The sequence below is a fragment of the Paenibacillus sp. BIHB 4019 genome (assembly GCF_002741035.1).
Taxonomy (GTDB): Bacteria; Bacillota; Bacilli; order Paenibacillales; family Paenibacillaceae; genus Pristimantibacillus.
In genome coordinates this window covers 4,339,865-4,357,221 of record NZ_CP016808.1, presented here as the reverse complement: position 1 = coordinate 4,357,221, position 17,357 = coordinate 4,339,865, and the positions used below count along the sequence as shown (strand labels likewise).

At 50.8% G+C, this 17,357-nt stretch carries 13 protein-coding genes; 1 reads left to right on the top strand and 12 read right to left on the bottom strand.

What is annotated here, in order from left to right; translation table 11 throughout:
* Nucleotides 1–215: 215 nt before the first annotated feature.
* From BBD42_RS18900 to BBD42_RS18875, 6 genes are all read right to left on the bottom strand, one after another.
* On the bottom strand, nt 216–2,219 hold the full coding sequence (locus BBD42_RS18900; RefSeq protein ID WP_237163149.1) for a glycoside hydrolase family 127 protein: 2,004 nt from the start codon (nt 2,217–2,219) through the stop codon (nt 216–218).
* A 27-nt stretch (nt 2,220–2,246) separates the two neighbouring features.
* Nucleotides 2,247–3,098, bottom strand: coding sequence for a carbohydrate ABC transporter permease (locus BBD42_RS18895; RefSeq protein WP_056030239.1), 852 nt, complete (start codon nt 3,096–3,098; stop codon nt 2,247–2,249).
* 4 nt (nt 3,099–3,102) lie between these two features.
* Nucleotides 3,103–4,032, bottom strand: a complete 930-nt coding sequence (locus BBD42_RS18890) for a carbohydrate ABC transporter permease (RefSeq protein WP_056030242.1) — start codon at nt 4,030–4,032, stop codon at nt 3,103–3,105.
* A gap of 247 nt (nt 4,033–4,279) precedes the next feature.
* Nucleotides 4,280–5,647 carry an ABC transporter substrate-binding protein gene (locus BBD42_RS18885; protein ID WP_099519423.1) on the bottom strand — a complete coding sequence of 456 codons (1,368 nt, stop codon included), beginning with the start codon at nt 5,645–5,647 and terminating at the stop codon, nt 4,280–4,282.
* A gap of 210 nt (nt 5,648–5,857) precedes the next feature.
* Nucleotides 5,858–6,895: a LacI family DNA-binding transcriptional regulator gene (locus tag BBD42_RS18880; RefSeq protein ID WP_099519422.1), complete on the bottom strand. Its 1,038-nt coding sequence runs from the start codon at nt 6,893–6,895 to the stop codon at nt 5,858–5,860.
* Nucleotides 6,896–7,145: 250 nt separating this feature from the next.
* Nucleotides 7,146–8,078 carry a bile acid:sodium symporter family protein gene (locus tag BBD42_RS18875; protein ID WP_099519421.1) on the bottom strand — a complete coding sequence of 311 codons (933 nt, stop codon included), beginning with the start codon at nt 8,076–8,078 and terminating at the stop codon, nt 7,146–7,148.
* A gap of 222 nt (nt 8,079–8,300) precedes the next feature.
* On the opposite strand from BBD42_RS18875, the gene yfbR reads away from it, so the two are divergent.
* Nucleotides 8,301–8,900, top strand: a complete 600-nt coding sequence (gene yfbR, locus BBD42_RS18870) for a 5'-deoxynucleotidase (RefSeq protein ID WP_099519420.1) — start codon at nt 8,301–8,303, stop codon at nt 8,898–8,900.
* Nucleotides 8,901–9,087: 187 nt separating this feature from the next.
* Here the strand turns inward: yfbR and BBD42_RS18865 are convergent, their stop codons facing one another.
* From BBD42_RS18865 to BBD42_RS18840, 6 genes are all read right to left on the bottom strand, one after another.
* Nucleotides 9,088–9,438 (bottom strand): hypothetical protein, encoded by a 351-nt coding sequence (locus BBD42_RS18865; protein WP_099519419.1) that lies wholly within the window; start codon nt 9,436–9,438, stop codon nt 9,088–9,090.
* Nucleotides 9,439–9,445: 7 nt separating this feature from the next.
* Nucleotides 9,446–12,451: a DEAD/DEAH box helicase gene (locus BBD42_RS18860; protein WP_237163148.1), complete on the bottom strand. Its 3,006-nt coding sequence runs from the start codon at nt 12,449–12,451 to the stop codon at nt 9,446–9,448.
* Complete coding sequence (locus BBD42_RS18855; RefSeq protein WP_099519418.1) at nt 12,448–14,058, bottom strand: SWIM zinc finger family protein; 1,611 nt, start codon at nt 14,056–14,058, stop codon at nt 12,448–12,450. The genes BBD42_RS18860 and BBD42_RS18855 overlap by 4 nt, the downstream gene beginning before the upstream one ends.
* 260 nt (nt 14,059–14,318) lie before the next feature.
* Entirely contained in the window at nt 14,319–14,906 is a 588-nt protein-coding gene (locus BBD42_RS18850; RefSeq protein WP_099519417.1) for an NAD(P)H-dependent oxidoreductase, read from the bottom strand.
* Between the two features lie 33 nt (nt 14,907–14,939).
* Nucleotides 14,940–15,365 (bottom strand): MarR family winged helix-turn-helix transcriptional regulator, encoded by a 426-nt coding sequence (locus BBD42_RS18845; RefSeq protein WP_099521685.1) that lies wholly within the window; start codon nt 15,363–15,365, stop codon nt 14,940–14,942.
* 161 nt (nt 15,366–15,526) lie between these two features.
* On the bottom strand, nt 15,527–17,284 hold the full coding sequence (locus tag BBD42_RS18840) for a sensor histidine kinase (protein WP_056030269.1): 1,758 nt from the start codon (nt 17,282–17,284) through the stop codon (nt 15,527–15,529).
* Nucleotides 17,285–17,357: the final 73 nt, after the last annotated feature.

Here is a 17,357-nt window from a genome sequence, read left to right as displayed (position 1 = left end):
ATCCCCACACCACCTCCTCTCAGCGCTTTTTTCCATCAAAAAAGACCCTATTACTCAGAGCTGCGACTCCGTTAGCCTGCTGCTGGCAATAGGGAAGATGGGGGAGTAATCATTACTCCCTCATCCGGCAATCCATTTCATGCTGTGAACGCTATGGGATGAATCAACTCGTACGCTATTAGTTACACTTCTATTTCACATACTCCCATTTGGGACTATGTCGTTTCTCTCACCCAAACGGCCATTTCCCCTGCACCGCGATTGGCCCAAGCAAAATACGGAATAAACTTCAGCTCGGCAGCTTCCTGCTGCCAATCGGCATTATGACGGTACAGCTGTCCTTGCCAGCCATCCGAAACCTGCCGCTGTCCAAGTGCCGAAATCGTCTGCATGCCTCCCAGCAAAGCAGGCTCAAAAGCGGTACTAAGCTCGCTTCCCGCAGGCAGCGCCAATTGGTAAAGCTGCTCGCCATTGTCCGTTTCCTCCAAGCAATAAACGAAGGGACCGCGCTGCAAAGCCACTTTTCCGGCATTTTCGCGCACTAGCGGATGGCTTTTCATCCGGTGAATCGGCATCGTAAATACGAGCTCTACCGTATCGCCGCTTTGCCATACACGATCGATTTGGGCATAGCCATTGTCGATGTCACTGCCTTTAATTTGCTGCGGCTCGCCGCCATTAACGACCCACGATGCTGCTCCGCACCAATCCGGAACACGCAGCTTGAGCGCAAACGCAACCGGATGAGCAGTGCTGATCGTAAAGCTGACTTCACCGTCCCAAGTATAAGCCGACTTTTGTTCAAGCTGCACTTCCGTATCCGCTACTTCAAGCGTTGCCGCTCCCCCTACATACAAGTGCACATAAATGGCTGATTTTTGCACGGTGTACACATATTGCCCAAGCGAAGCCAGCAAACGCGCGATATTCGGCGGACAGCAGGCGCAGCCGAACCAGCCCTGCCTTTGCCCGCATACATGATGCGTATTTTTGTTCCCGGCCAGCTGTGAAGGATTCACCTCCAGCGGATTGACGTAGAAAAAGGTTTTGCCATCCCGCGCCATCCCGCTGACGACCGTATTGTAAAGCGCCCGCTCCATTACATCCGCGTAGCGGCTGTCCGGTTCGATTTGCAGCATGCGATGGGCGAAGAAAATCAGGCCGATCGAGGCACATGTTTCGGCATAAGCCGTATCGTTCGGCAAATCATAATCGGATGTAAAAGCTTCTCCCTCCGCCATTGAGCCAATGCCGCCTGTAATGTACATACGCTTGGCTACTATGTTATCCCATAGCTTTTTGCACGCTTGCAGCAGCGCTTCATCTCCCGTTTCTGCAGCCAAATCGGCCATCGCCGTGCACATATAGACGACACGTACCGCATGGCCAACCGCTTGCTCCTGCTCCTGAACCGGAAGATGAGCCTGGCTGTAGGGCAGATCATGGGCGATGTCCAATTGTGGAAAATGAACCTTGCGCCCGCGCTTCTCCCACTCTTGCTCATAGAAGGACGGCTTAGCGCCCCTTTGCTCTATAAAATAACGGCTTAGCGCCAAATAATGGTCTTTTCCCGTCGCATGGTAAAGCTTCACAAGTGCCAGTTCAATTTCCTGATGACCGTCATAGCCGTTCAGCTTGCCGGGTTCCCGTCCAAATACACGATCAATATAATCTGCAAAACGGCAAGCTACCTGCAAAATCATCTCATTGCCAGTTGCCTTGTTATAGGCAACTGCCGCTTCTATTAAGTGGCCCGCGCAATAAAGCTCATGGCATTCCGCCAAATTCGTCCACCGGTTTTCAGGTTCCTTCACCGTAAAATACGTATTTACGTAGCCGTCAGGCTGCTGGGCTTTCGCAATCAGCTCCACAACGCTGTCTGCTACCTGCTGCAGCGCCGGATCGGGCTCTGTTTCCAGCAAATAGCTGACGGCTTCCAGCCATTTCGCTACATCGCTGTCTTGGAATACCATGCCGTGGAAAGCGCCTTCTGCTTCGCCAGCGGCGATTTTGAAATTTTGAATCGCATGGCTTGGCTCAGCTTCCGGCACCCGGTCGTTCAGCGCCTCCCATTGATAAGGCACAACCACCTCGCGCACAAGCCGAATATAGCCCGACCAGAATGCGTCGCTAATTCTCACCTTGTCCAAGGTTAGCGGTTTTGAGCGATCCGCTAGCTTGATTCCTTCCTGCAGCTGCTCATTCATTTGGTTATTCATTCTCTTCCTCTCCTCTTCTATCTATGGTCAGCCTTTAACGCCGCCTACTGTAAGTCCTGCTATGAAAAAGCGTTGAAAAAACAAGAACAGCACCAAAATCGGAATAATCGTCATAATCGAGCCTGCAAGCAGCACCTCATAATTGTTGCTTGTAGGCGACAGCAAGCCAGACAAGCCAATCGGCAAGGTGAATTTCTCAGTTGAGCGCAGTACGATGACCGGCCATAAAAAGTTGTTCCAGCTGAACAAGGCTTGCAAAATCGTCATCGCGCCAAAAGCAGGCAGCATCAGCGGAACCATAATCCGGAAGAAAATGCCGAATTCCGTACAGCCATCTATGCGGCCAGCATCCATAAAATCTTTCGGCAGCCCAATCGCAAATTGGCGAAAAAAGAAAATCGGCAGCGGCGCTACGACAAATGGCAATATAACGCCCCAAATCGAGTTGATGATCAATAGGTCAATCGACAGCTTATACAGCGGAAGAATAATAATTTCCACCGGAATCATCATGACGGCAAGCACGAGTGTAAATACGAGCGCCCTTCCTTTAAAGCGGTACATCGCCAGCCCATAACCAACCATCGAGGAAAGCAGCAGGCACAGGAAGGTAAATAAGAGCGTAATGACAAGGCTGTTGCGATACCAGTCGAAATAGTTTTGCGAGCCCCCTTTTCCCGAAAAAATCATTTTGTAGTTGGCCAGCGTCATCACATCAAAGTCCAGCCTCACATTTAGTCCGTAACGAAACAGCTCTGACGCTGGTTTAAACGAAGCTAGCAGCAGTGCAAACAGCGGGAACAGCGCGAGCACTGCAAACGCCCCGAACAATAGCACCAGCAGGAGGGAGAACCCTTTATTCCCCGTTTTTTCAGCCATCTCCCTAATCCTCCTTTTTGAAAAATCCGAGCAAATTCAGCTGGATGACGCTAACGACCAAAGTGATGCCCAGCAGCGTAATCCCAATCGTTGAACCAAAGCCCAGATCAAAGTACTGAAAGCCTTGTTGATAAATGTAACCGACCATCGTCAGGCCAATATTTTGCGGTGACCCCCGGCTCCCCCACAGCATAAAGCTTTCGGTAAACATCGCATAGCCGCCATAAATGGTAATCGTGAACACATAAATGGTGATCGGCTTTAGGAGCGGAATCGTAATTTTGAAAAACTTGCTCAGCGTGCCCGCACCGTCCATGTCCGCCGATTCATACAGCTCGCGCGGAATGCCCTGCAGCGCTGACAGAAAATACAGCATATTAATGCCTGCCCAACGCCAAGTGGCGAGCACGACTAGCGCGAACATGCTAAGCGAGGGGCTAAGCAGCCATTTTTGACTGGAAAGGCCGAACAGCGAAATGAAGGAATTCATAATGGCCCCATCCAGCTCGCTAAAAATAAGCCGAAAAATAATGCCCGCGACCACGATGGAGGTCAAAGCCGGTATAAACAAGCTGGCTCTGAAAAAGTTTTTCGCCCGCATAATGCTGGAGTTCAGCAGTGCCGCAAGCGTGAGCGGCAGCGGAATGAGCACAAGCAGCGTCCAAAACACATAACGCGAATTGTTCCATAAAGCCTGATAGAAGTCGCTGTTCCACAATTTGCGGTAATTGGCTAAACCAATAAATTTCACATCGCCTGGCAGCACCTGCTGAAAGCTCATAATGACCGCATGAATGAGCGGGTATGAGAAAAACAGCAGAAACGAGACGATAAACGGCAAAATAAACAAATAGGGAGCAAGCTTCTGCGAATTCATGCGCCTGGGCGCTGTTTTTTGCTTCTTAAGGGCGAGCCTGCCCGTGTTGGCATTCATGCTGATTTCACCTCCGACTTGCGCATACTTAGGAGCTGCGAGAAAATTAGCGGTACTTTATTTCGTAGCAGTCTCTCATAGTTAACGTTTTCTTTCTAGTCGCAGCGCTTGCGCTGGCTGCCTGAGCAAGCCGGGCTTAAGTTGCAGCCTCGGCTAGAGCACTGGCAGCCATGCGAGCGCAGGCGTCTTGCTTAAACCTGTGTCCCTCTCGAATTGCTCTTTAATCTGTGCTTAATTGATTATTTGACTATTTCCCTGTATCCTTGCGAAGCTTAGCTGCGACTTCTGCAATTACGGTCGCTGGATCTTCATTGAATTGGAATATTTTAGGGATAACTTCATTGCGTACCGCGTCGAACACAACGGGCGACGTCTCGCGAATGTTAACCGGATAAATTTCATCCTTGATTTCAGTCAATGTTTTGAAAATATCTGTGCCGAAGTAGTCGGTAAATTTATTCGGCTCCGCCATTGCTGGATCGCTCCATACTTCGGTACGGATTGGGTCCATGCCAAGCTGCTTCCATACTTGAATGTTGCCGTCTTTGGACAGCTTCGCATAAGCAAGGAATTTTTTGGACAGCTCCAGATTTTTCGTCTGAACAGTAATCGACAAGCCGGTTCCGCCCATGCCTGCTGAACGATTGCCGCCTTCTTCCCATGCCGGCATTGGACGAATGATCATTTTGCCTTTCAAATCAGGCATTTCATCCGTGAAACGGTTCATAAACCAAAATGGCATAAATACCGATGCTGCTCCGCCGCCATTCATAAAGGCTTTGTACTCTGGCGTATCATGTCCAACTCCTGGTGCGACAGCTGCGATTTTTTCATCTACCAGCTTTTTAAAGAAGGTCATCGCTTCGATATTGCGCGGATCATCAACGGTAATTTCGCCGTTCGGGCCCACCTGATCGGATTTCAGCTGATTGATGGCCGGCCACCATGACCAGTTGCCCGCGCCTTCAAACGTGATGAACGGCACGCCTGTTTTTTCCACTACCGTCTTCCCGTATTTCTCAACATCGGACCACAGCTTGATATCATCCGGGTTGACGCCTGCCTTATCCATCAGCTCCTTGTTGTAATACATGACCGTTGCGCCGACGTGCATATCTACGCCATAATACTTGCCGTCTTTGCTGTAAATATCGACGCGGGATTTAACGATATTCGGAATTTCCGGTTCAACGATATCATTGAGCTCCGCAAGCTGAACCTGGCCCTTCATAAAATTCGGGAATTTGCTTTGCTCGATATCGACTAAATCCGGTGCCCCTTCATTCGATTGAAGAGCTAGCAGCAGACGTGTATGCATGTCATCATAAGGGATCGTTTGAGCGTCCAGCGCGATTTGCTGTTCTGGATTATTTTTGTTCCACTCATCCGCCATAAACGTATAGAAGTCTGCATGCTGCTGGACGAACGTCCACAGCGTCAGCTTGACCGGGTCCGCTGAAGGCGCCGCCGTCTCTGCGGAAGCTGCTGCTGTCGGCTCAGTTGTTCCGCTGTTTGCCGGCGAGGCCCCTCCATTCCCATTTCCGCTGCTGCAAGCCGCCATCAGCATTGTGACTGCTAAAATGCTTGCGGTTATACCCAATCTCCCTTTTTGCATTCCATCATCCCCCGTGAACGTTTTTTATGCTTAATCCTTGCGGATTATAGCTGCACATTGGTAAGCGCTTACAGTCAAATGTTAAACGTTTAGATTTATATTGAAAAGTAACGGATGGTACCGTTTTTCACCATATACTTCCGTATTGCATCATGGAGTGGGCAACCATCCGTTATTGTCATACTCATTTTTAATAATCAGGGTACCTATTTATGTGGCAAGCTCGGCTACCGAATCCCGTTCAATCAGCTTGCAGACCGGCTTCTCGCCCGTTTCGACTTTCTCTCCTTGCAGGATATGCGACAGCGCCTCCATGGCCTTATATCCCATTTCATGAAGCGGAAGATCCATCGTTGTAATACTTGGACTTACATATTCGCTAAATTCGCGGTTGTCAAAGCCGATAATCGACAGCTGCCCAGGAATTTGGAAACCCAGCTCCTTCGCGGCCCGCATGACGCCGACAGCCATAACATCATTCATGGCCACAATAGCCGTAGGCGGCTCGGGTGTCTCCAGCAGCTCTTTCGCCAGCCGGTAGCCGGATTCCGCCTCCCAGTCGCCCATTTTAATCCACTGTGGATTGAATGGCAGCTCGAATGCCGTAATCGCTTTATAGAAACCGCCCAATCGCAGCCGCGAGGGCATGGAATCCACCGCCCCGCTGATGATTGCAATTCGGGAGTGGCCCTTGCTGGTCAAATAGCTGATGGCTTCAAAAGAAGCTTGCTCGTCGTCGTACTGGATGGACACATCGTTTTGCGTGTAGCAATACGTATAGACGATGGGCTTGCCTTCCGTATCGAACAGTCCCGTCAAATCGCGGGGATGCGCGCCGATATAAATCATGCCGTCCACTTGCTTGCCAAGCAGCTCGGACACGGCATCCTCCGCATATTTGCGGTAAGCGTCCACCTGGTCGAACTGGCGGCCTATCCGTTTATCCAGCCGCAGGTTGGTCAGCAATATATGCATGTCGAGGCGATCTGCACAGTCGTTGATGCCGTCGATTATTTCCGGCACATTAAACACCGTCACATCCTCTGCAATGACTCCAATCGTATTCGTCCGCTTGCGCTTTAAGCTCTGAGCCGCATTGTTAGGCTTGTAGTTCATCTCCTCAATGACCTGCTCGACCCTTTCGCGCGTCTTTCGGCTGACATTTCGCGTGCCATTTATGACATAAGAGACTGTGGCGGTTGAAACTTGGGCTTTGGCAGCGATGTCTTTAATGCTAATAGTCGACAAACCGTCACTCCTTTATGTTAAACGATTAGATTTTGTTCTAAATTGGTTATAACACATGAAATCATTTTTATGCAAGCGCTTTTTTGTTAGGCCATGAATTTTAAAAAAAGCCAAGGTCTCAAAATCACCTTAGGCTTGGAAACTCATTATCCTATGAGCATTACATTAAGCAAGTTATCAACCGTTTTACCAAACTGACAGCCTCGTTCTTGTGTCATTTTCGCTAGTCACATACTTATGATAAACCTCCTTAACGTATAATCATTGATTTCTTTAAATGTTCTCTCCTTTTTTGTATCTTTTGCAAAATAAAATGATGGAGCGTCGCCAGCGGCTGCTGCACCATAATAGACAGAACAACCGGCACAGCAGCCAGCGGGCTGAAATAGCCGAGCGCCAGCACCATGCCCAAGGAAATGTTGCGCATGCCTGTCGCAAACGATACTGTAATTTGCACCTCTTTGCTTGCTGCACGCATCGTTCCGATAAAGCCGACAGCGTAGCATAGCGAGACGAGCACCACAACGAGCGGCAGCAGCTTGAACAGGTCGCCCTTAAGCTGCTCGGTATACGGGGCAATTGCCGCTGCATTCAGCGCGACTACCGCCACAAAGCACAGCTTTGAAAGAGGTGCTGCGACAGGCTTAACCTGCTCCAGCAGCCGTCCGCGGCTCAATTGATGGAGCAGCACGCCAAGCAGCGTTGGCTGCACAATGATGAGCAGCAGGTCCAGCATCAGCGGCGCGCTCTCCACCTCTACTGCCGTTTGGAAAAATAAATGGAGCCCTGCCGGCACGACAAATGGGCATAATGCCGAATCGATCACGACCATCGCGAGCATGAGCGGTACGCTGCCGCCTGACATGCCGACCCATAGAACCGTAGACACGCCAAGCGGAATAATAGTAAATAGCACGAGCCCCACCACATAAGGCGATGAGGCACCGAACAGCAGCGTTCCAAGGCCATACGCGATAATCGGACAGAGCACATGGGCGAGCAGAAACGTCCAGGCAAGCACGCCTGGCTTTTTCAAGACCGCTCCAAGTTCCTTCAGACCGCAGCCAAGCGCCATCGTCAGCGTCACATAAGCGAACAAATAAGGCACGGCCGCCACCATGCTGCTGAGCCTATCGGCAAATATAAATCCAACAATCAGCGATACGGGAATAATAACGAACATCCATTGCTCAAAATAACGGTTAAAAGCTAGTCCAAACGCTTTCGTAAGCCATCCCTCTTTTGCTAGGCTCTAGAAGTGTATATAAGCCATATTTTCAATAAAAATAAAATCAAGATGCAGGTGCTTCCTAGCTGCCCTTGCGTTTAGCCTTTATAATAGCATAGAACAGCAATCGTCTTTTGCTTTCATATCTATTTTATCGCACAAAGGAGTCAGCATCTCATGGACAGTCATTTTTTTGCTTATATGTACCGCCTGAACTATATTGAGCGCTGGAGCCTCATGCGCAATACGACAAAGGAAAACGTCGCTGAGCACTCCTTCCGCGTTGCCCTGCTCGTGCATATGCTTTGCGAAATCGGCAATTCGCTTTTTGCCAAACAATTTAATGCTGATCGCGCGGTGACGCTCGCTTTGTTTCATGATGCTACGGAGGTGTTTACTGGCGACATCCCTACCCCCGTCAAGCATCATAATCCTAAAATGCTCGCCAGCTTTCGCGAGCTTGAAGCCCTCGCCGCTGAGCGGCTGCTCGCGATGGTTCCTGAGCCTATGCAGAAAACCTACGGCCCGCTGCTCGGCAAGCACCACGGCAGCCTTTCTCCCGAGGAGCAGACGCTTCAAGCGATGGTGAAAGCCGCTGATTTGCTCGACGCTTACTTGAAATGCCTCTATGAACTATCAGCAGGCAATCGCGAATTTCTCGTGGCGCGGGGACAAACCGAGCAAGCGCTGGCTACGCTTAGCATGCCCGAGGTCGAATGGTTTCTCGCCCATATGGCGCCTAGCCTTGGCATGACGCTTGATGAGCTGTCTGACTAACACTAAGCTAGCTCTTATCTAAGCTTAAGCTTAGCGATATTAAACTAACCCAAGCCAAGTCGGGTCCGCAGCTGCTGGATATTGTTGCCCTAGCGTATTCATCTAGGCTGCTCCATACACGAAATGGAAGAAAGGACGGAATAAACCCCGTCCTTTCTTCCATTTTTTTCGCTTAGCAGCCCTAAGCTCAGTCGCGCATTTTCGCTACATAAGTGCTGACCGCTTCATAGAAAGCTTTCCATTCTTCATTCGATTGTTCTGCTGAAACAGCCTCAGGAAGCGCGGTCAACTGATCAGTCGAAGACGGTATAAAATTAAGCGCCCCATGCTCCTCAGCCCTTGACGCTTCGTTTCGTGCTTCGTCAGGAGCATCGTCTCCTGCTGCAATTGAAGCTGTGCTCCCTGCTTCGCTAGATGTCACACCCAGCACGTGAGCCTGCGCCTGGCCTACTTCGGCCTCGGCTGCTCCTTCGCCGCTGCGCTTGCGGCGCTCGGCCATTACTTTCGTTAGCTGGTCTCTCAGCTTCTCTTCCGCCATCTGGCACTCATCCTTTCAGCCAGTTTTTCCGCAGCTCAAACAGTTCCTTCAGCTCATCTGTAGACAGCTCGGTTATCCACTGCTCAGACTGGCCAACCACTTGGTCATTCAGCGACTGCTTGCGTTCAATCATTTCATCGATTTTCTCCTCAAGCGTGCCTAGCGTAATAAACTTATGAACTTGCACCTCGCGCGTCTGTCCAATTCGGAAGGCGCGGTCAGTCGCTTGATTTTCCACAGCCGGATTCCACCAGCGGTCAAAGTGAAATACATGATTGGCCGCTGTAAGATTGAGTCCCGTGCCGCCTGCCTTAAGCGATAGGACGAAAGCGCTGCATGGCTGCTCGGGATTTTGAAAGCCTTGAATCATCTCGTCACGCTTTATTTTGGGCACTCCGCCATGCAAATAAGGAACGCTCGTGCCCAGCCGCTCTTCCAGCAGCTTCTTGAGCTGATGGCCCATCTCGACGAACTGGGTAAAAATCAGGCAGCGCTCCCCTTCGGCAGCAACCTCCTCCACCATGTCCATCAGGCGGGCGACCTTGTTCGAACGATCTTCCTCCCACTGCTTCGCTCCGCCGTTATCCCCTTCCATCAGGCCGGGATGATTGCAAAGCTGCTTAAGCCGGGTCAAGGAAGCCAGAATAAGACCGCGCCGCTGCATCGCTCCTAGCGTATCAAGCTTCTCCAGCAGATCCGAGACAATATTTTCATACATCGCGCCTTGCTCTGCCGTGAGCGAAATATACGTCTTGCCTTCAAACTTCTCCGGCAACGACAGCTGGATAGCCGGGTCCTTCTTAATGCGGCGAAGCATAAACGGCTTCACCCAGCGCTGCAAGCCTGCAATCATCTTCTCATCCCGCGTCCGTTCGATTGGAGCGACAACTTCCTTGCGGAACTCATTAACCCCGCCCAAATAACCTGGATTAATAAAATCATAGATGGACCACAGCTCGGTCAGCCGATTTTCCATCGGTGTGCCCGTCAGCGCTACCCGGTGCCTTGCAGGCAGCTTGCGAATGGCTGCCGACTGCTTTGTGTAAATGTTTTTTATATTTTGCGCCTCATCCAAACATAATGCATCCCAAGATACTTCGCCTAAATCCTCTTCATCCAATTGGGCCAGCGAATACGAGGTAATGACCAGATCCATGTCACGTACAGCCTCCTCGAACGCTTCCCCCTTCTCCCGCTTCGGGCCATAGTGAAGATGAACCTTAAGCTGCGGAGCAAATTTCTCCAGCTCCTTCTCCCAGTTGCCGATTACCGAAGTCGGGCATACAAGCAGCGAAGGCGCGTGAGCTAATGCCAAGGAAGCCCCGAGCTCATGCTGCTGCTCGCGCTGCTCCTTCACATAAACGAGATAAGCCATGAACTGAATCGTCTTTCCGAGACCCATATCGTCTGCAAGGCAGCCGCCAAAGCCGAATCTCCGCAAAAACAACAGCCACGAAACCCCTTGCAGCTGGTAAGGACGAAGCTCGCCAAGGAAACCTTCCGGCTTGTCGATAAGCGGAATTTCTGACGTATGCTGAAGCTGTTCCAGCCATCTGGACAGATGCTCATTGAGCTCTACTTCGGCCCGCAGGTCATGGACCTGCTCCTCCTCTTCCTCCAGTACAGCTCCGCCCATCAAGTGCATTTCCATAATATCGCGGAAGGACAGACCGCTTTTCTTGCCCATTTTCGAAACCCAGCTGCGGATTTGCGCCACATCCTGCGGATCTAAATGCACCCATTCGCCGCCAATTTTCATCAGGCGCCGGTTTTCCTCTGCGAGGCGCATAAACTCCGCTTCCGACAGATCGACATTGCCGAGCGCCATTTTCCAATCGAATTGCACGATTTGGTCAAGTCCGAACATCGGCTGCGCATCCGAGCCAACTGATGATTTGACCTTCGCCTTTAGCCGCAGCTTGCGTGATCTAACGGCTTCCCACCAGCTTGGCAGCAGCACGGGACAGCCCGCGTCAAGCAGCGTCAAGCTTGCCGATTCCATGAAGCTCCATGCTTCATTGTCCGACAGCCGCAGCTTGATTTGACCGGCTGCTGCCGGATCCTGCCAACCCGGCAATGCGCTAACCCATTTCGCTTCTTCTTTCGCAAGCTTCGCAGGCAGCAGGGGCAGCCACTCTTCGGGCAGACTCGCCTCAGCCTCAGCAGGCACTAAACCTTCCGTCCCCGCCTTCCACGAAGGCGAAGAATCAGGCTCGCTGTCTGCAGCCAGCGCCCATGCTCCGGCAGCGCCGCGTACTAGCGGCAGCCAAGCACCGCCGCTGCGGCTTTGCAAAGCTGGCCGCAGCGTCCATTCCGGCTGCTCGCCCGGCTCCACGAGCTGCAAAGCCACCTTAAACGGCAGCGAATCTTTACGCAGCCCAAGCGCAATCAGCCAATCTTCCTCCTCGGCTGCTTTGCGCAAAACGACGATTTCGCCGCCAGCAGCTGTGCCGACCTTCTGCCACGCATCCGCAGCCAAGCTATCCGGCTGCTGCAAAACCTCTTCTACCGCCAGGCTTAGCCAGCGCTGCACATCAACATCTCCCGCATGCCCGGCTTCCTGAATAAGCCGTTCCCACAGCGTATTTGCCTCGCCGCCTGCCTTTGTTTCCGGCACATTCAGCTTCCACGCCCGCTGCTCCTCCGACCAGCCGCTCCAATCCGGCATAAACCAGCCTTGCAGCAGCGCCTCCCGGATCAGGGAAGCCAGCTCTCTCAGACGCTGGGCTCGCTCCGTCCACTCTACCTGAAGCAGCCGAGCATGCTTGGGCTGCGACAAATAATCGACCGCCAGCAGCGGCGACAGCAGCAAAGCTTTGCGATCGCCATGCTGGGCATCCTCCACCTCCGTGCCGTACCAGGATGCTTTGTGCCAAGCGAATAGCACGGAACGCAGACGTATCGCCGACTCCTGCTGGTCGCTAGCAAACAGAGCAATCCGGTATTCGCCGCTCTCCGCTTTCATCCAGCAGGCGTCCATCGTTAAAATTCCAGTGCCAATAGATGCTCTCATGTCACAATTTTTCCTTTCCACAGCTCCTCTTGGAACGCGCGCAGCCGCTGGTATTTACGGCTGACGCCCGTAATATAAACCTGCCATCTGTCCATTTCCTTCTCGGCTTTATAAATACGCTCCAGCTTCTTGAGCTGCTTCACCGCCATTCGGTAGCCTTGGCGATTGCGCGAGCTGATCCAATTGTCGATGGCCTGATGATAGAGCGGCATCATGACGCGCGGGTTCACCTTCGACACCTCGCGCACATCCTGAATCGGCAAATCATCGGGCTGGGCGCCAATCAGCATTTGCAGCTCCGCCCATTCCTCGTATTTTTTCTGCGCAAACCAATGCTCCGTAAGCTCCGAATAAGAATGCGGCAAAAGCGACGTCATGTAGGACGTCCATTTCAAATTATCCGGTTGATCCGTATCCGCGCGGCGGCACAAGGTTAGAAACGGTCCCACTGTCCTTCCGCTCCGAATCGCATAAATTTGCTTGTAAAGATAGGTCATCCACGCCTCAAACGGCTCCCAGTCGCCTGCTTCCAACCGCTGGGCTGCGCATGTATATACCATTTTTTGCGAGCCTCTAAAATCCGTTTTCACGAAATGGGCCAAAGCTTCCTCATCCTGCCCATCGAAAAAATACATCATCGCAATCGCCGTATGAATAAACGTGTCGTTTACTTGCTCGTCAGCGTTCTCCGTATGCTCGCCTGCCGATGCGAGCATCGAAGCCAGCTCACGCTGCTGCCAGTCCCGGTTTTCCGACATCTTCCCGCACAGCGCCAAATAAATATAAGGCCAGTCGAACAGCTGCTGCTCCTTGCGCAGAGCCCGGTTATAGGCATATCCCACAACCGCATCGGCCCATTCACGCTCATCCTCCAGCATTTCGGCAGGAGACAGCTCCAGTACGAGCGTATAATAATGCTCCAGCCATGGCTCAGCCATACGGACGAACGACATTTCGTGATAATAGCGGCTGAAAGAATCTACCGCTTTAATCGCCAGCTCCGCCTGATCCAGCACGAATAAAATGACATTCATCCAGTGCAGGCGCTGCTTTTTTTTATCCCAGTCTTTGGACGTGCCTTTGAGGGCAGACAGAACAGGCTGCAAGGAGTGCAGCGAGTGGCGGCATACGCGCCATGATTCGCCGTACTCCTGCTCCATCCACTCCTGCCAATCTGCAGGAGACGCCTCCATGCCCGGGGTAGAGGTTGCTCTCCCCCGCTGCTCCACAACGACAGCCGCCCGCGGCGCAGGCTCCGGCTGAAGCCCGGTCAGGCGCCGATACGCAGACTCCGGAGTGCCATGAAGCGCCTGATTTTGATCGCAAAAAGCAAAAAATACGGCGGACATATGCTTGCAGAACCCGCCATACGGACACGTACATCTGCTATATGCAAAATCCATCACATCAATGCTTACCGCATACAGCTCCGACCCTGCAACGACGCCTGTCAGCAAATGCTGATCATGCACCTCCACTTTTCGAACATAGCCTTTACGAAAATATTCCCAGCCGCACTCGACAATAACCTGCTGCATATGCTCCCTGATATTGCCTTCTAACAGCTTCAATAGCTGACCGTCATTTCTAGTCAAAGCTTTGTTCACCCGCTTCCTTCCGCTCAAGTAACATTCTTTCCATTATAACACATGAGAAGACGACTTTCCGAGAAGTCTGCTGCGCTGACAGGAAGAGGCGGCCACTGTGTCCATGAAAAGCCCATGCACGAAGCTGCCTTTCGGTGTGCAGGTTCCTCCTCATTTCTGTACTTATCACTGCCAGATGGAGCCTAGAAAAAAAGCCTCTAGCCGAGCTGCTTAATTAGCAGTCGTGCCAGAGGCGAATAACTAATACTTGCTACCATTCATTAAGCCTGAAATACTGTCTTAACCGTCTGCGCTACCTGCTGCAGGTTCGCTTTCAGCTCCGCTTCGCCGATATAGCCAATGCCGCCGAAGAACAGATGTCCAACGGACTTTATGCCGACAAAATCAAAAATGCCCGTATCTGAAGTCATTTTCATGCCGGCAGTCATGCCGATTTGATCGTAAATTTCACTTGGCGTGCCGTGCGTGTTAATGATAAAGCCTTTTTTGCCGGTAAGCAGCTTGTCAATGCCGGTTTCTCCGTACGCATAAGCGTAACCGTAAGCAAATACGCGATCAACATAGCCTTTCATAATGGCTGGAAGACCCGTCCACCAAATCGGATAGATAAAAGTAATCGCATCTGCTTCAGTCACATATTTCTGCTCTGTCAAAATATCCTCTGGCGTCTGGCCAGCACGCATGGCTGCTGTGTCTTCCGGAGTCAGCACCGGCTGAAATTTCAGCGCATACAGGTCACGCACCGTTACTTCATGGCCTTCAGCTTTCAAGCTTTGTACCGCTGTGTCCAAAATGGCACGGTTGTAGCTATCTTCGTTCGGATGGGCAAATACGATAAGATGTTTCATAGAAAAATGCCTCCTAAATAATCGTTGGATTTTTTAAAACCGGCTGTGTACTTGCTCCAGCAGCTGCTCTAGCTGCAAGCTCTGCTCTTCACTTAAGCCGCCGTAAATCACGTCATTGACCTGCTGGGAAATAGCTAGAAAAATCGGTTCCAGCCCTAGGCCCCTCTCGGTTAAAACGATCAGCGAAACTCGGCTGTCCCTGTCGTCCTTTGTCCGTTCTACATACCCAAGCTTCTCCAGCTTGTTGATGAGTACAGTCGTCGTCGGCTGTGTGCGATGGATTTTCTCCGATAATGCCCTGACAGACAGCGGCTGCTTCTCCCGATAAAGAAACATGAGAATATCGCCGTGCGATGGTACTATTCCCGTAATTTGCTTCGCTTCCAGCTCGCTTACAATCAGCTTATTAGCTTTGTCTCGAATTTTAGCAACTAATGACAACGCGTTATGTTTTATCATATTGCGATTATACATAGATGTCTATGTATTTTCAAGCCTTTATTTTTCTATGCTATTATTTCCCTCGCTATGCACTAAATAATCACAAGATCGGCTTATCCATAAAAAAAGCAGCTCCCGGCTTTCATAAGAAAAGCAGGAGCTGCTGTAGGGCAAAACGATTAAATTTTATGAGGAATCGTAATAAAAAAGGTCAGACGGTCAGGTCCATCCGCATAAATGTCAATCGTGCCTTTATACTTGTCTACAATAGATTTCACGATGGACAAGCCCAGACCTTGGTGATCCTGATCACCCTTCGTGGAGTAGCCCGCCTGGAAAAGCGGCATGGCCGCCACCTTCTCAGCATCCTCGCATGTATTCGTAATCGTAAATTCAAGAAAGCCGTTTCTCTGCAAGCCTTGCAGCTCAACTACTCGCATGCTCTCCGGATATCTCATCGTCTCATCGAAGGCATTGTCAATGAGATTGCCGAGAATACGGTTTAAATCAAGCGTCTTGACGCCCATTTCCAGCTTGTCAAAGCTCGTAAAAGTACATTCAAACATAATTCGGTAGCTTTCCGCCTGCGAAGTTTTCGAGCGAATGAGCGCGGCAATCGCCGGATTGCCAATATTAATAATATCGTTCATCTGCCGAATTTCGCCCGTCAGCTCCTTCGTATATGCAATGAGCTCCTCATGCTTGTTCAATTCTGCAAGCGAATGGATCGTCTGCACATGGTTGAGAAAATCATGGCGCTGCGCCCGAATCGATTGAAACATCTGATTGATTTCATCGACGTACGTTTGCTGAGTGACCTGCACGGCATTATCACGCGAACGGCGGTAATAGTTCATCACCACGCCCGCCGTCACTAGGCTAAGCGCCGTTACAAGGACAATAATGATGGCAATATTCAGCAGCTGCGTAGACATTTGGTCACGAATAACCTGATAATCAGATACCAGCGTCAGCACATAGCTGTCCATTGGCACGCCGTTCTCATCCACAATATTCAGCCCTTTGTCCTCGGTAAAGACGGGAATGAACATTTTGAAAACATGCTTGCCGCCCACTACCTCATCGACGGTTACATTTTGCTTCGTGTTGAAGGCCTTCGACACATTAGCTACGTCGCTGTCCGCAACATAATTATAGCTCCCGTACAAAATCGGCTGCTGCAAAATATGCTCCTGCACATCGCCGTTCGGGTGAACCGTCTCAAAAGGGCCTTTCGCAAACGTCTCCGGATTAAGCACCGTAACTTCCAGAAGCGCTTTGTTGCTTGCAATCGTCTTCTTAATCAACGAATCTACACCTGTCAGCTCCTCGTATTCCGCCAGCTTCGTATAGCTGACATAAGGATCGGTAATGTAATTCGTCGTCCCGTCAAAATAATAGCCCCATTTATAAATGCTGCCTGGATCGGTAGAAGCCACCTCGAATGGACCGCTCCAAAAGTTGGGCAGCGATTTGCCAAGCCAGTCGATTTCCACATTTCGCTGATCAAACAGCTGGTTAAACACGATAAACCAAGGATCCCAAGATTTCGTGCTTTTGCCTAGCTGCGTTTTATCGGACGATTTATACAATAATATATCATCCTTCACGCGTTTAAGCAGCGTAATGTGGTTGACGCCAAGCTTCGCGCTCAGCTCCACCAATTGCTCGTTCGTTACTTTATCGACGTCGGGATCAAGGGCATATTGGGCAGCAATCGATACGACCCGAAGCTCGTCGCCGATTAAATCCTGATAACGCTCCGCCCCTAGCCGCGATTGCTCCACTGAAAACTCAATCTGTCTGGCCACGGCGGCAACTTCCCGATTTAATGCATCTTCCAATGATTCTTTCGTTAAAAAATAATAAGCTGTGTTGTTCAATAAAATAATGACCACAATAACTGAAATCGCCATAAACCATATATTCCGCTGCATGTATTGCTCCTCTATCGTGTACGCTATTAATTAGATTATGTACGATTTTTAGGCAAACGACAATAAACGTTTT